Raw genomic sequence first — 14,459 nt, forward strand, 5'->3', positions numbered from 1 at the left:
TAAATAAATCTGCCAGACTCTTGACAATTTACCCTATTTTGATATATTATGGTCTATGGCATTTTATTTCTAAAACCGCGATTAGCCCCGGAACTAATTGTGTTGAAAATATAGGAATAACGAACTTTAAACATTTAAAAATTAATGAATGAAAAATATGGAGGGAACCAATCATGCGCACAACTTTCATGGCGAATGAAAACAATATCGAACGCAAATGGCTTGTTGTGGATGCTGAAGGCCAACGCCTTGGTCGTCTAGCAAGTGAAGTTGCTGCAATCCTTCGTGGAAAGCATAAGGCAACTTATACACCACACGTTGATACTGGTGATTATGTAATCATCGTTAACGCTGACAAAATTGAACTAACTGGAAACAAATTAAGTGACAAGAAGTACTACCGTCACTCTGGACATCCAGGTGGATTAAAAGAACGTACTGCTGATGAAATGCGTACAAAATATCCTGAGCAAATGCTTGAGATTGCAATTAAAGGCATGCTTCCAAAAGGATCTTTAGGACGTAAAATGGCTAAGAAATTACATGTATACAGAGGTGCTGAGCACAATCATGCAGCACAAAAACCTGAAGTTTACGAACTTCGCGGATAATAAAAGGAGGTAAATCAATTGGCACAAGTACAATACTACGGCACAGGTCGTCGTAAAAGCTCAACTGCACGTGTACGTTTAGTACCGGGTACTGGTAATGTAACCATAAATGGTCGTGATGCAAAAGACTATTTCCCATATGAAACTCAAATTCTAATTCTTAACCAACCACTACAAGCTACTGAAACTCAAGGAACATATGATGTAATCGTTAATGTTCATGGTGGTGGATTTACTGGTCAAGCTGGTGCTATCCGTCATGGTATCGCACGTGCTTTACTAGAAGCAGATCCAGGTTATCGTTCAGCGCTTAAGAGTGCAGGGTTCCTAACTCGTGACCCTCGTATGAAAGAACGTAAGAAATACGGTCTTAAAGGCGCTCGTCGTGCACCTCAGTTCTCAAAACGTTAAAAACCTTATACAAATGGTTTGCCCTCTATGCTCTTATAAAGCAGAGAGGGTTTTTTTATGTCCAAATTTGGATTTGAATACCCCTAGCTAAAATGTCATGTATTACTAGACGAGGCAAACAGTGACAATAACGAACTACTAAATAATGAGTGTTAATATCACAGTAAATGAATATAGCACCTTATAAAACGTCGTTCCTATTTTGGAATGACGTTTTTCAGTTTCGCCCAGCATGGGCGAAACTGAAAAAGCGGAGCTGGTATGCTCCGCTTGATCCACCACGTTAAGGGGCGAGATAGGTCTGAAATTAATCATAAGTGATATTGAAAGATTATTTTTATATGTGTATTATGAACAAGAGAAAAGCAATCAAATGCGTAGACCTCAACTATCATTTATTACCGAATAAGGGAGATTTTATTGTGGGCGCTTTGTTTTTTGTTTTTAATATGTTTATAGCTGTTTTCGTTCTTATCCTGCTTATATTTACTGCCATAATCGTCTATATAAAATTATTAAAAAATAGGCACTACCTTTATTCCTTGCTGCTCTTGTTATATCCATTTTCATTCACAGCCGCAGGCGTTTTTCTTATAGCTCGTGGTTCAGCAATAAACCGTGAGGACTTAAATTCTCGTTTGGGAGCTGGTGAAGATGTCCATATTCTTTCCGCTGATGCTGGATTTGAATTTACTTTTTGGGGTTATGCTTTCTTGGCGGCAGCATTAATTTTATTGCTCATAGTCGTAATCTTAATTATAGCTAGATTAGTGCAAAGCTATAAGAGCAATTAGGTTCGACAGCCTGAGCCTACATTTGAATGTAGGCTCAGGCTGTCGAGACTAGCAGAAAGAACGTAAGAAATACGGTCTTAAAGGAGCTCGCCGTGCACCTCAGTTCTTAAAACGTTAATAGAAACATTGATACATCAATGTTTACAGAGCTTTTTAAGTTGCTTCACTTGAACCTTATAAAGCACTTAACAGATTTAAAGCATCAGCATCTTGCTGGTGCTTTTTTTCTGGTATTAATTCCAGATAATAATTCTGTGTGATTTAACATTAATGTGACCTAATCGCTTTGATACATAAGCAATATCTATGTTATTAGCAAATAAAATGATGCATGTGATCTCTTAATCCGTGAAACGTTGTTTTCTCATCTTCATGTATTAATCTAGTCTCATAGCATACAGTTCTCTTTCAAAAGAAACCTCAATTAAAAAATCGTTATTATATATAACTGGTATTTTATGTCCAAATGTTCTGCCTTCTGGTATCTTAGTTCCACAGGCGTTTATTATTCGGATGGCAACAGAAACATAGGCAAAATAAAAGAGCAAGCCTGAGCTTGCTCACAATTAGTTTCTATTACTAATAGTATTGATGGTTCCCCAAAATATAAATCGATACAGAATAATTATAAGGAATATTTAGTTGGAGAGGATGGTCCAACATATGAATCAATCGAACAATTAGCTAGCAAACGTGCTATGCCAAATGTTCATGTCATTCGTTCGGCCTATGAAATTGAAACTCACGCAGTATGGAAAACTGCGATTATTTCAAGAGAACCACCAACAGTTACTTTCTTTTATACCCATTATAGTTTAAGCTCCCATAGTTAGTTGAGCTACTCTTCTCTCTAAAACAGATCACTCCCCAACAAGGTTAATTATCCACCATTACCTCAAACGACGTGATTCGACAAAATATAACATTTTATCGGTTAATCCGACTATTTTCCTATGCCCTTCTGCACAAGATATTTCATTTTATTAGTGCTAGGGTTATTAATGTATGTCAAAATACTAATTTATGCTGGTTACACAGCCATGGGCAGAAGGGGTGAATTCGACAGTTTGATGTAGGAGAATAAACCAGCAATCGACAGAAAATTATTAAAAGGATGGTTAGATGAAGAAAAGATTTTTAATTTTGTTAATGCTATCATTTTTGGTCGCTTGTTCCAATTCTGGCGAGGAAACAAAAGGGAAGCAATCAGAAAATGATGATCAAGCTAATGAAGAAACAGGAGAAACTTCGTTAGCTATTGAAGTACTTTATTCTTATGATCATGAAGAATCTAGAGATTATTCTCTGCAAGGCATAAAGACTGATTCAGAAGGTTCTGCAGTAGTATTTACCGCCAAAGAAGACATTGACAGAAAAAAAGATTATTATACATATTTTATCGATCGAAATGATCAAGTTATTGAGGCTCTTGAGTTAGCGAATGACCCAGATCAAGAGAGAAGATGTGTAGATTTGAATCTATCTCCGGATGGGAAGTATTTACTGTATGACTGTCATGATGATGGCATCCATTTTTCCATCTATGACTTAGAGGAAGAAGAAACGACACATCAAATCCCAGAGGATGATAGTTTAAACAGAGACGATATTCTTGGAGTTTCGAATGACTTAACGGTTTACTTCGAGACAGAAAATGACGACTGGGAAAAACAATTGACATTTTATGATGTGCAAACTAAAACAACGCAAGATTATGTTCTCGACGATTTACTTGGAACTGAGCATGCCTCAATTAGTAAAATCATTCCAACAGACGATGGTAAACAAATACTAATTGATACTGTAGTAGAGCTATATCTTTTTGACACAGAAACCGGAGATGTCCGTAAAATAGAAGATGTGGAACCTTATCAAGAAGAATTTGATAATAACAATTTATTCATATACAATGCTAGACTTTCCCCAGATGGGAAATATTTATATTACAGCATTAGTGAAAATTCAAGTGATCCAGTGTATAAAGAATACTTCTTTCATAATTTAGAAAGTGGAGAAGTCCGTGTTTATGGTGAATTAGATTACAGTGTGCGTAATTTTGACATACACGGAAACTTGTTATTAGAAGGAGACGAAAACCTTTATCTATATAATTTCGATAGGGAGGAAACAAAGATCATTCCCGAGATAGAGGTAGGTGTATATTCGGGATATTTCACCCTAACTCATAATGGACAATTTATCATTTATACAGATAAAGAAAGAAATGACGATAATTATACAACGTATCTTTATCGAGTATCTCTTGGTGATATTAATACGTATGAGACAACTAGTTTTGAAGCGCAAGAGGAAAGGGAAAGAGAAGAAGTTGGTCAGGATGAAATTGCCTTATCAGATGCATCGTTTGAAGAATCCGACCTGTTCCTTGAATTATGGGACAGCAGTACCTCGGTTATGTTCCCAACCGAGTTCCCTGAAACGGTTACTGATAAAACCAATCATTATTCCGGTGATCCAAGTAAAGGACGATATTCTCAAACCATATACGTTGATACAACATCCCATAAAAGAGAAGAAATTAATTTCACTACTTCGAAAATTGACGAAGGAGACACTTGTCCATTACTAAGGGATCTTGAAGTTGTCGAAACAAAGAATGGAAATGACTATTATTTCCATGCATATCAAAATTCCGATGTTGAAGCAGGTGTATTAATTGACAATGTATGTTATTTTATCGATGCGGAAGATTACACCCAAGATGAAATGCTATCTATTGTCCAGTCGCTAGAGCCAATCGATACGGCTTTCCATGAGCTTAAAATGGATGGATTAAAGTTCCCTAAGAAATTTCCAATTGGTGAGCCAGAAACAAGAAATCCGCGTGTCATTTCCTACAGAGATGGTGAAACAGTCGACTATCTAATCGATTATAGAGGTGATGGGGAAAACGACATCAAGATGGATTTGGAAATACGAAATAGCGAACCGAAGCTCTATATGAATGAGAATACTGGGTTTGAGGTAGAAGTAGATGGCTGGGAAGAAGCATATTTCTTGGAAGATCGTATGAATCTACACCTTTATGATGGAACCTATTACTATATTATAAAATTAGATATTTCGAATGATATGTTAGAGGCATTTGGTAAAGACCATGTCACAGAAACATTTATCGAAATCGGAGAATCAATGAAATAACCATATACATTAACTAAAGAACCGATTCCTTTCTCCAGTGAGAAGGAGTCGGTTTTCCTTTTTACGGTGAGAATCTCCTTATGAAAACAGGATGCATCCTTCTTTTATCGTATTCCTTATATAAGCTGTTCTATCAATATAGATTGACGGGACATACGCTAGCTCCAAATTCCCTCTAGTTAAAAAATAGAAACGCTCCTCCAAGCCTGCCAGTGGACAAGGCCAACAGCAAATTCTAGTTATTTCATGGCTATCTCAGACATAGGATAAACATGAAGAGTACATTAGCAAGAAGTTATATTTATCCACTTTTTTATTCTTCATAGAAAGTACTTCGTAAAAACGATTAGAGGTGGTGCAAAAAATGAATCGTTATCGTAAATCAATAATTGGAGGACTTGTAGGTGCTTCGACTGCTGGAGGTTGGTTGATCATGGATCTATTACTTCCAGAGCCAATTGGTGACTATTTGTTATTCGGATTAATGGGATTGGTTAACGCTGCAATTGGTTGGCAATTTGTAAGAATGCTTGATAGGAAGCAACGTAAAGGAGGGGAAGCGGAAAGGATAACCACCGGAGCACATTAATGTTTACCTGGTGCATTGAATAGGTTATTCAATGTTACCTGTTTCACTAGGTTAGAAGAAGGCCTGCGATGAAGGCATAAATGTATCCTTCAGGGTCAATCTACTTTGTATATGGCATGCTTTGTTTATATATAGAAGTTAGTAAAAAGAGGGTCTGTACACATATCTGTTAATTTTTATGCGAGTTACTAATAGAGTTAAAGGTGGGTATAAGAAATGAGTCGATTTCGGAAACCTATGTTTGGTGCTTTTGTTGGTGCTACTACTGCCGGAGGTTGGCTGATCATGGATTTAATGCTTCCAGATCCGGAAGGTGATTATTTTTTGTTTAGTTTAATGGCAATTGTAAATGCAGCAGTCGGCTGGAATGTAGTAAAGATGCTTAATAAAAAACCAGAAACAAAAGAAGCCACATCAGAAAAGTGGCAGACGGAATCAAACTAAATAGCTTATGTGTGCCAAGTAGCTCCGTAAAGTGGCAAAATTCGGGGATACTTGGCACTATTTTTGTGTAACTCTGGTGCTTAAGCACTATTATTATTTTAAATTAATTGAAAATAATGGATATTTGTGGAACCGTGCGATAAAATTGATAAATATAGCTCCCTGAAAGTTATACAGAAACGGGTGAAAAAATGATTTATCAGGTACAAATTTTTAAACTATTATTTGCAGTAGATGATCATATTTTCCGGATTGGTAAAGCAGAACAAATTCGCAACCCATGGAAAACGATTTCCTTATTGGTGCTTCTCAGTGTCCTGATTTATAGTGGTGCTAGTTTATTGGGAATTGGTTCCTCCGTATTATCTAGCGGAGCTGCTTTATTAAGTGCTGCTGAGTACGAGGTATATAAGTTTTGGTTTATTATCGGTAGGATTATTTATTCATTAGCACTGGTAGGCATGGTTTTATTTATCCCATCCTTAATTTATTATTGGGTAACAAAAATTCCTTATAAAAAACTCTTACTAATGCAAGTCGTAGTACTGTTCATAATGCTTTTGGAGCGGATTTTGTGGATTCCGCTAGCAATTTATTTTGGACTTGACTGGTTTGTATCACCATTTTCCTTAGGGATTATCACATCTTATTTAACAGATATCTCTTTTTTGATTTATCTATGTGGGGCTTGCTCTCTATTCCAGCTATGGATTATCATTTTTCAAGTAAAATTCTTAAGTAGACTTTCTGGTATACATAAGGGCTGGATATGGAGTACGGTCATCTTGTTTCATCTAGCAACTTGGACTGTAACAGCTGTAATCGCGCTTACAGATATGCATATGATAAATGGGTGGTTTAATTAATGAAGAAACGAATAAAATGGTTAGCGATAATCTTGTTTATAGGGATTAATAGTCTACTGGTTTGGTTAGATGATGGAGAAAAAGTAGTTAGACAAGCGTATGTAACAAATTGGGAGCAGGTCTATCAAACCGACTTTGTTGAAACGGTAGAAGCAGATGGTGTTGTTGACTACTCCGGAGAAAGCTATGTGTACTTTGACAAAGCGCTAGGAAGCTTTGATCAGTTTCTAGTAGAGGAAGGAAGCGTGGTAGGTGTAGGAGACCCGCTTTTTCAATACCAAGTACATGATTATTTGACGACGGAAGCTCATCTAACGTATGAGTTAGAGAAAGCAAATAGCGAAATCGATGCGATTAAAGATGCGATTACCGAGATGGTAGCGTTTCGGATACCGGGTCCTTCAGTGCCAGTTGTAGGGAGTAACGAGGAAGACGGGACAACTGTGATTGTTTCACCACCTGAACCGGTAGAAGCGGAAGTGATGAAGGAGCAATTTATTATTCAAAAGGAACAAGAGTTAGCTGCCAAACAAGACTTAAAAAATATGATTCAATCACAATTAGATGATTTACATGCGACTGGTGCTGTCATTACAGTGGAAAGTCCGGTTGAGGGGAAAATAAAAAAACTTTCTTCCACATTAAATGATCCGTTAATAAGTATTGAAGAAACAGCTTTACAGGTGAAGGGGAATGTTGATGAATCTGCAAGGGTTGACATTGGCGTGGAGCAACCTGTCGATATTTTGTTAAAGGAAAGTGGACAAGTATTGCAAGGTACTATCTCTCATGTGGAAGATGCGCCGTATGAAGTAGATGTGGATACGGCTAGTATTTATCCGTTTGAAGTGACTTTTACGGATGAAGAAATCTTGGATGTATTACCGGGGTATCATGCTGATTTAACGATAACCGTCAATGAATCATTGAATGCCAATACGGTTGATCCAACTATGGTAAATCATAATCAAGTGTGGAAGTTGACTGAGGCTGGAACATTGGAATTAGTTCCTGTGCATACTGGTATTATGATGGATAACAAATTGGAAATTGTTAGTGGATTGGAAGCGGGAGATTCTGTTACGGATGAATCGATTCCGTTCTCGTACAATGGTATGCCATTCTTCACGCCTCTAAAGATTAAGCAGGTGCCTTGGTTGGAGATTGGGAATTATGAAGAGAGAACGAAGCATATATTAATGGGGATTATGGTGAGGTAACATATTTAAAATGTTTTTCTTAGCGCAGGTCCCTAGGATAATCCTGTATCACGGTAGAAAGTGATACAGGATTAATTATTTTAGTCAGCATCTCTTTAATCTTAATTGTTATAATATATTTGCAATACATTCGTTAGGAGGAATCCCAGATGATCAAAGAGCTGAATATTAAGGAACATTATCGTGAAATTTTCAAACTATCACAGTTTGCTTTTCAATATACGTTATCGGAAGCGGAATTAAAAGCAAAGCGAGAGGAAGCGGAGCGTCATACGATTTGGGGAGTTATGGAGGAGGGTCAACTAGCTGCTAAACTACATTTAATTCCTTTAGCAGTATCTATCCATGGAAGGTCGATGCAAATGGGAGGCGTTGCATCTGTTGCTACGTGGCCTGAATTTAGACGAAATGGTATGGTAAAGAGCCTATTAGCAAACGCATTAAATCACATGCACCAAAACGGACAAGTATTATCCTATCTTCACCCATTCTCCGTTCCGTTCTATCGGAAATATGGGTATGAAGTTACATTTAATAAAAAACAATATAAAATCCCATTCGAGAAGTTAAAGCGAAATTGGGATGAATCTGGATATGTGAGAAGAACGGAAGTCGATATTGACTTATTAGATAATTTGTATAGCCAGTACATAGGGAACTATACGGGAGCCCTTATTCGGGATGAAAAGTGGTGGAAGCAGCGTGTACTAAAAGACCATCATCAAATTGCGGTAGCCTATAATGAGAATCGTGTTCCGGAGGGCTATATTCTATTTCATGTTAAGGATAAGCTATTTACAGTTAGTGAAATTGCTTATCGGTCCTTAACTGGCTTAAAGCTATTAATGGAGTTTATTGGTAATCATGATTCCATGGCGGAGCATGTTGAAATCACTGTACCAGAAAATGATAATATCCCACTTCTCCTTAAGGAGCCACGATTCGAAACAAAGGTTAATCCGTACTTTATGGCGAGGGTAGTTAATGTAAAGGGCTTTCTTACTCAATATCCATTTGGGGGATTACATCCTTCTGTATCTCTTTTTGTGGAAGATGAGTTTCTACCGGTTAATACGGGGGTGTATGTACTAAATCCTCGTCAGGAGGGAGTGACCTGTACCCATATGAAAGGTAAAGGGAAAGCAGATATTACCTGTAATATTCAAGCATTTACGACGATGTTTTTAGGGTATAAAAGGCCAACAGAGTTACTTGCGTTAGGGTTAATCGAGGGAAATATCGAAGCGGTTAATAAATTGGAGGATATGATACCAAGGCAGCAAACGTATTTACCGGACTTTTTCTAATGCATGTAGTATCGATTCATTCCAAAGTCATAAACCGATTACTTGTCCCATAAAATAGGATGAGGATAAATAAAGGGGAGAATGGAATGAATCGATTAGGGAAAATAGTTGCTTGGATTATTGGGTTAATCGTCCTTGTTGCACTTATCAAATTGCCGTTACCAGATTTAGAGGAAACAATGGGATTTTCTTTACCTCTGGCAGGGAAAACCATTGTACTTGATCCAGGACATGGCGGACCAGATGGAGGGGCAGTTGGTAGTGATGATACATTAGAGAAGGACATTGCGCTAGAGGTATCGAAAGAGCTAAGAAACTATTTACAGCAATCTGGGGCAATAGTGTATTTAACTAGAGAAACAGATACAGATTTAGCGGATGAAAATACGAAAGGTTTGTCGAGGCGAAAGGCAGAGGATATTAGAAAGCGAATGGAGTTTATCCACTCACATGATGCGGACCTATTTTTAACGATACATTTAAATGCCATTCCCTCAACCAAATGGAGCGGAGCACAAACATTCTATTTTCCGAAATCGGATGAGGGAAAGCATTTAGCACAAATGATCCAAGCTGAAATTATCCGTAATTTAGAAAATACGAACCGAAGTGCACTAGCTGTGAATAATCTCTATTTATTAAAGCATGCCGAGGTACCAGGAGCACTAGTGGAAATTGGTTTCCTTTCTAATGTACATGAAAGGGAATTACTAAAAACAAATACGTACCAACGTCAAATGGCGGCAAGTATCTATAAGGGGATTTTGCGCTATGTCACCGAAGAACCTGAGGTGGAGGAAGAATAAGAATTGGATCACTCCTTCCAAAATTCATATCACTTAGATTTCTAGTGATTTATGGTATACTAGCCTTGGACTACTTAATCCATGCTAATAGGAAGGTGATTAAATGTTAACGAAAGAAGAAGTAATACAATTACTGAATCCTGTAAAAGATCCCTTTTTACATAGAACGTTTGAAGAAACACAAGGAATTAAAGAAGTAACGATAAAGGAAGATAAGAAGCATATCAGTGTGAAGGCTGCGATTGGAAAGACGAATACAGCTGAACAAATGCAGCTTCAACAAGAAATAGTAGGCATTCTAAAGCGTAATGGTGCCGTTACAGTAGGTCTTCGATTCGAGCAGTTACCCGACGAAGTTATAAAAAAATACCAGCCTGCAATTGAAAGCGCTAAAGAAAAGGCATTAATGGGTGGCAATAAACAACCCCATTTCCTTGCCATTGCTAGCGGTAAAGGTGGCGTTGGTAAATCAACGGTCACCGTTAACCTAGCTGTTGCATTAAGAAGAATCGGTAAAAAAGTCGGTATTATTGATGCGGATATATATGGCTTCAGTGTTCCAGATATGATGGGAATCGAAGAAAGACCGGTTGTTCGTGGAGAGAAGATTATTCCAGTGGAGCGGTTTGGTGTTAAGGTTATTTCCATGGGATTTTTTGTTGAAGACAATTCCCCGATTATTTGGCGTGGACCAATGCTTGGTAAAATGTTAAATAGTTTCTTTAAAGAGGTAGAATGGGGAGACCTAGATTATTTATTACTAGATCTTCCTCCAGGTACAGGGGACATCGCTATGGACGTGCATGAACTTTTACCATCTTGTAAGGAAATAATCGTAACAACTCCACATCCTACTGCAGCATTTGTAGCAGCTCGTGCTGGTCAAATGGCATTGAAAACAGAGCATGAAATATTAGGTGTTGTGGAAAATATGGCTTACTACAAGAGTCCAAAAACAGGAGAAAAGGAATATGTATTTGGACAAGGTGGCGGTAAGAAGCTTGCGGAAGTATTAAAAACCAAAGTGCTTGGACAATTACCAATTCAACAGCCTTATGAAGAAGAGGATGTATTTGCACCATCCGTGTATCAAGAAGACCACCCAAATGGCAAAGAGTACCATAAAATGGCAGCTAAAGTTATTGCCAAAGTAGAAGAATAAAGAGGGAAAAGGTCAGCACCCTGAAAAATGGGAGCTGACCTTTTATCTTTTAGTTTATTCCGCTCCGCCACCGGACCCGCTAGATCCACCGCCAGATTGATTACCGCCACCAGGACCACCTTGCTCACCAGATTGATTACCGCCGCCTTGGCCACCGCCTTTACTTTGTTCTTCAGCAGCTTTTAGTAATATCTCTTGTATTCGTGCCTGGAATATTGGTGATTCTAAGGTTTGCTGGATGGTTTCTTCTAGGTGTGCGCGAAATTGTTGGCTTTTTAAGGTTTGAATTTGCTGTTCTGTCATTTCCGGATTTTGTAATAAATCCATCATTTGCTTTTGGTATTCCGAATCATTCATTAAGTCCTTCATCAACTTTTTCTGATCTTCTTCGATGGATTTATAAAATGTTTCAACAAACTTAGGGTCTTCAAATAGCTTTTTCCACATTTCGCCGCCCTTTTTAGATGATAAGGTCTCATCAATCGCCTGTTTTACTGTAGTGGAGTCAATAACGAGCTGTTTCTGCATCTCTTCATCAGCTAATATTTCTCCAAGGGCTTTTTTTCCATCCTCGGTTTGCAATATATCAACAATCATTTTTTTGGTTGTATCATAATCCGTTTCCTTTGGCGCTGCTTCCCCTCCACATGCACTCATTAATAAAAGCAATCCACTAATTAATGGTAAGTAGACCACACGTAGCATGATAAATCCTCCTTCCACTTATCCTTTAATATGGATGAGATAAGTAAAAATATGCACTTGATAAAGGAAAAAAGATGTTGTTCATGATAAAATACCAATTATGTAAGCGGATTTTGGATTTATACTATATCAGGGGGACATTTCAATTGAATAGTCGCAAAGTAGTAAACTTGTTTTTAAAAACATTAGCATTAGGTGGTCTCGTTGGGCTAATTGTTAGTTTTTTTGTGAATGTTAGTGGTGCCTATACAGAGAATTTGCAGCCGTTTAATTTTATTGGATTATTAGGCGTTATGCTTTTCTTTATAGGACATGGAATGTTGTACAGTGCTGTAAGTCAAACGGGCTTCTTCGCGTACTTGTATGTACATAGATTAGGTCTAAGCATCTTCCGTTCATTCTGGCCGACAGTACAGATTGTATTAATCGCATTCGTTCTTTTTGATTTAGTTTATTTCCCTTATAAAAATGCAGAAGGTGAAGTATCCATCATTTGGTTTATACTGGCTGCTTTAGCTTTATTCATTTATGGATGGATTATTGCCAAAATAAAAGCGAAAGAAACGAAAAAGCATGCATTTATACCTGCTTTATTCTTCATGGTTGTATTTACAGTGGTTGAATGGGTACCGGCTTTACGAATTGGATTTGTTGGTGTCGAGTTTTCATTAATTATGGTATTAACATTACTTGCATGTAATACATACCAGCTACTAATCCTGCATCGTCTTCATAACAGTCCGGATAAAAAGGAGAAAATAGCTAAATAAATCCAAGAAAAACCTGATGGCTTGTACATAGTCATCAGGTTTTTTGATTTATTCGAGGTGTATAGCTTGAGAGAAATTTTGTTATTCCACTATTTTAGATTCTGCGTGGGCTTGATTGATTATTTCTGACACCGTTACAAACGTAAATCCTTTATTTTTTAATCCTGGTAGAATAGTATTCAAGGATTCTGCTGTTTGTTTTACAGAATCAGATGCATGTAAAAGGATAATATCCCCGTTACTCGTTTCTGACATGACATGATCAACGATTTTTTGAGTTCCTGGGTTTTGCCAATCGTGCGGATTAATATTCCAATGAATCACTTTATGTCCCATGTCTTCTGCTAATTTAATTATTTCATCATTGAAGTGGCCATGTGGTGCACGAACAAGCTCTAGATCCTTATAACCTAACTTGCCAAAAACCTCTTTTGCATATTGTAAATCTTTCCTAACTTGGCCGATTTCTTGGTCTAAATAGCTTTTATAACGATATCCTAGCATACCGACTTCATGCTTACTTTCGGATATTTTTTTCAAAATGTCTGGATGTTTTTCGGCCCATTCACCACTTACAAAGAAGGTAGCTTGTACTTGATGTTCCTCCAGCTGTTTTAAAATATCATGCACCTTCTCTTCGCCCCAGCTAATATTAAAGGTTAAGGCAATATTCGGCTCCTTGGAACTTCCCTTTGTTAACGCAACCGCCTCATTCTTTGAGAAAACAGAAAAAACGCCATTGCTTTCAAACCAAAGAAAGCCAGCAGTGAAGAAAGCTAATATAGCTACAAGCGCCCATCTTTTTATCCGACTAAATCGCCACACGTAAAAATGATTCATTACTTACCCTCCTAAGGAAACAAGCTATCAATACATCTTATGAAGGGAACGATAAAATATGAACAAGCTGTCTAGAGATTTGCTAATTTCGTTTGAATAAATTTATTAAAAGTGAGAACGATATAAAATACCCCCATATTACCTAAATAAAAACGAAGGTATATAGTAACAAGAATTATAGTGAAATTTGCCGAATTATGATGAGGTGAAAGAATATGCTAGGATTAATGATTAATCAGACCGAACAAAAGGAACTAGAGTATTTGATAAAAAGAGAATTAGATGAAATCATTTTTGATTTAGATGATACAAGAATTGATAATATGGTGAAGAGTGCGATGAAAGAACGGTATAAAGTGTTGTTCCAGTTATTAAGAAGAGTAGCTAGCGAACAAGAATGTATGCGATACATACCAAAGAAGACACAGAATGAATAAGTTACCATTAAGTCCTGTTTTACATATAATACAATGTTAGTATACTAAAATTTCAGAAGAGATTTTTTTTGAAAAAGACCGTTGATTTTATTTTATAGCTATGGTATATTAATTTCTGTTGTCACATACGAAACATTGTCGAATACAACTTCAAAAAGTTTTTTCGAAAAAGATGTTGACATTGTGTGGTAAACATGTTAAATTATATCTTGTCGCTAAAAACGACAAAGCAAAATGATTGCTCCTTGAAAACTGAACAAAACAACCAGTATGTCAAGAAAAAACATACCCTGTTTTTTCTATTAAAGAATTACAGAAGCTAGCAGCTTCTTTGC

The 14,459-nt window shown here is 37.1% G+C and carries 15 protein-coding genes and 2 pseudogenes; 15 read left to right on the top strand and 2 right to left on the bottom strand.

From position 1 onward, the window contains the following. Window positions 1-173 precede the first annotated feature (173 nt). The 13 genes and pseudogenes from rplM (at window position 174) to ACSKT4_RS18065 (ending at window position 11,372) form a co-directional block, all read left to right on the top strand. A complete protein-coding gene (gene rplM, locus ACSKT4_RS18005; RefSeq protein WP_186871283.1) occupies window positions 174-611 on the top strand; it encodes a 50S ribosomal protein L13 in 438 nt (145 codons plus the stop codon). An 18-nt stretch (window positions 612-629) separates the two neighbouring features. Beyond that, entirely contained in the window at window positions 630-1,022 is a 393-nt protein-coding gene (rpsI, locus tag ACSKT4_RS18010) for a 30S ribosomal protein S9 (RefSeq protein ID WP_186871284.1), read from the top strand. Window positions 1,023-1,372: 350 nt separating this feature from the next. Beyond that, complete coding sequence (locus tag ACSKT4_RS18015) at window positions 1,373-1,816, top strand: hypothetical protein (protein ID WP_465823710.1); 444 nt, start codon at window positions 1,373-1,375, stop codon at window positions 1,814-1,816. Between the two features lie 55 nt (window positions 1,817-1,871). After that, window positions 1,872-1,934, top strand: a pseudogene (gene rpsI / locus ACSKT4_RS18020) (30S ribosomal protein S9); the annotation flags it as partial. 523 nt (window positions 1,935-2,457) lie between these two features. Then, window positions 2,458-2,604: pseudogene (locus tag ACSKT4_RS18025) on the top strand (transketolase family protein); the annotation flags it as partial. A gap of 334 nt (window positions 2,605-2,938) precedes the next feature. Next, window positions 2,939-4,978, top strand: a complete 2,040-nt coding sequence (locus tag ACSKT4_RS18030; RefSeq protein WP_186871286.1) for a TolB-like translocation protein — start codon at window positions 2,939-2,941, stop codon at window positions 4,976-4,978. Between the two features lie 364 nt (window positions 4,979-5,342). Next, the gene (locus ACSKT4_RS18035; RefSeq protein ID WP_186871287.1) at window positions 5,343-5,567 is read left to right on the top strand and encodes a hypothetical protein; all 225 of its coding nucleotides are present in this window, start codon (window positions 5,343-5,345) and stop codon (window positions 5,565-5,567) included. A gap of 216 nt (window positions 5,568-5,783) precedes the next feature. Then, entirely contained in the window at window positions 5,784-6,011 is a 228-nt protein-coding gene (locus ACSKT4_RS18040) for a hypothetical protein (protein ID WP_186871288.1), read from the top strand. Window positions 6,012-6,202: 191 nt separating this feature from the next. Continuing rightward, on the top strand, window positions 6,203-6,877 hold the full coding sequence (locus ACSKT4_RS18045) for a hypothetical protein (protein WP_186871289.1): 675 nt from the start codon (window positions 6,203-6,205) through the stop codon (window positions 6,875-6,877). Continuing rightward, complete coding sequence (locus ACSKT4_RS18050) at window positions 6,877-8,097, top strand: efflux RND transporter periplasmic adaptor subunit (protein WP_186871290.1); 1,221 nt, start codon at window positions 6,877-6,879, stop codon at window positions 8,095-8,097. The genes ACSKT4_RS18045 and ACSKT4_RS18050 overlap by 1 nt, the downstream gene beginning before the upstream one ends. Window positions 8,098-8,246: 149 nt before the next feature. Further along, window positions 8,247-9,404 (top strand): GNAT family N-acetyltransferase, encoded by a 1,158-nt coding sequence (locus ACSKT4_RS18055; protein WP_186871291.1) that lies wholly within the window; start codon window positions 8,247-8,249, stop codon window positions 9,402-9,404. A gap of 86 nt (window positions 9,405-9,490) precedes the next feature. Next, window positions 9,491-10,210 (top strand): N-acetylmuramoyl-L-alanine amidase CwlD, encoded by a 720-nt coding sequence (gene cwlD / locus ACSKT4_RS18060; RefSeq protein WP_186871292.1) that lies wholly within the window; start codon window positions 9,491-9,493, stop codon window positions 10,208-10,210. Window positions 10,211-10,313: 103 nt separating this feature from the next. Then, window positions 10,314-11,372 (top strand): Mrp/NBP35 family ATP-binding protein, encoded by a 1,059-nt coding sequence (locus ACSKT4_RS18065; RefSeq protein ID WP_186871293.1) that lies wholly within the window; start codon window positions 10,314-10,316, stop codon window positions 11,370-11,372. A 54-nt stretch (window positions 11,373-11,426) separates the two neighbouring features. Here the strand turns inward: ACSKT4_RS18065 and gerD are convergent, their stop codons facing one another. Beyond that, window positions 11,427-12,077 (bottom strand): spore germination lipoprotein GerD, encoded by a 651-nt coding sequence (gene gerD, locus ACSKT4_RS18070; RefSeq protein ID WP_211742697.1) that lies wholly within the window; start codon window positions 12,075-12,077, stop codon window positions 11,427-11,429. A gap of 146 nt (window positions 12,078-12,223) precedes the next feature. Here gerD and ACSKT4_RS18075 point away from each other — a divergent pair, with 146 nt between their 5' ends. Beyond that, window positions 12,224-12,847 carry a KinB-signaling pathway activation protein gene (locus tag ACSKT4_RS18075; RefSeq protein WP_186871295.1) on the top strand — a complete coding sequence of 208 codons (624 nt, stop codon included), beginning with the start codon at window positions 12,224-12,226 and terminating at the stop codon, window positions 12,845-12,847. Between the two features lie 81 nt (window positions 12,848-12,928). Here ACSKT4_RS18075 and pdaB read toward each other — a convergent pair whose 3' ends face one another. Beyond that, a complete protein-coding gene (gene pdaB, locus ACSKT4_RS18080) occupies window positions 12,929-13,687 on the bottom strand; it encodes a polysaccharide deacetylase family sporulation protein PdaB (protein WP_211742699.1) in 759 nt (252 codons plus the stop codon). 215 nt (window positions 13,688-13,902) lie between these two features. Here pdaB and ACSKT4_RS18085 point away from each other — a divergent pair, with 215 nt between their 5' ends. Then, a complete protein-coding gene (locus ACSKT4_RS18085) occupies window positions 13,903-14,124 on the top strand; it encodes a hypothetical protein (RefSeq protein WP_186871297.1) in 222 nt (73 codons plus the stop codon). Window positions 14,125-14,459 lie beyond the last annotated feature (335 nt).

This window comes from Ornithinibacillus liuyingii, from assembly GCF_055550225.1.

Coding starts and splice junctions, on each gene's coding strand:
- ACSKT4_RS18085 (WP_186871297.1), top strand. CDS start 13,903: ATGCTAGGATTAATGATTAATCAGACCGAACAAAAGGAACTAGAGTAT.
- cwlD (WP_186871292.1), top strand. CDS start 9,491: ATGAATCGATTAGGGAAAATAGTTGCTTGGATTATTGGGTTAATCGTC.
- ACSKT4_RS18050 (WP_186871290.1), top strand. CDS start 6,877: ATGAAGAAACGAATAAAATGGTTAGCGATAATCTTGTTTATAGGGATT.
- ACSKT4_RS18045 (WP_186871289.1), top strand. CDS start 6,203: ATGATTTATCAGGTACAAATTTTTAAACTATTATTTGCAGTAGATGAT.
- ACSKT4_RS18015 (WP_465823710.1), top strand. CDS start 1,373: ATGAACAAGAGAAAAGCAATCAAATGCGTAGACCTCAACTATCATTTA.
- ACSKT4_RS18040 (WP_186871288.1), top strand. CDS start 5,784: ATGAGTCGATTTCGGAAACCTATGTTTGGTGCTTTTGTTGGTGCTACT.
- ACSKT4_RS18030 (WP_186871286.1), top strand. CDS start 2,939: ATGAAGAAAAGATTTTTAATTTTGTTAATGCTATCATTTTTGGTCGCT.
- rplM (WP_186871283.1), top strand. CDS start 174: ATGCGCACAACTTTCATGGCGAATGAAAACAATATCGAACGCAAATGG.
- ACSKT4_RS18065 (WP_186871293.1), top strand. CDS start 10,314: ATGTTAACGAAAGAAGAAGTAATACAATTACTGAATCCTGTAAAAGAT.
- ACSKT4_RS18055 (WP_186871291.1), top strand. CDS start 8,247: ATGATCAAAGAGCTGAATATTAAGGAACATTATCGTGAAATTTTCAAA.
- gerD (WP_211742697.1), bottom strand. CDS start 12,077: ATGCTACGTGTGGTCTACTTACCATTAATTAGTGGATTGCTTTTATTA.
- ACSKT4_RS18035 (WP_186871287.1), top strand. CDS start 5,343: ATGAATCGTTATCGTAAATCAATAATTGGAGGACTTGTAGGTGCTTCG.
- pdaB (WP_211742699.1), bottom strand. CDS start 13,687: ATGAATCATTTTTACGTGTGGCGATTTAGTCGGATAAAAAGATGGGCG.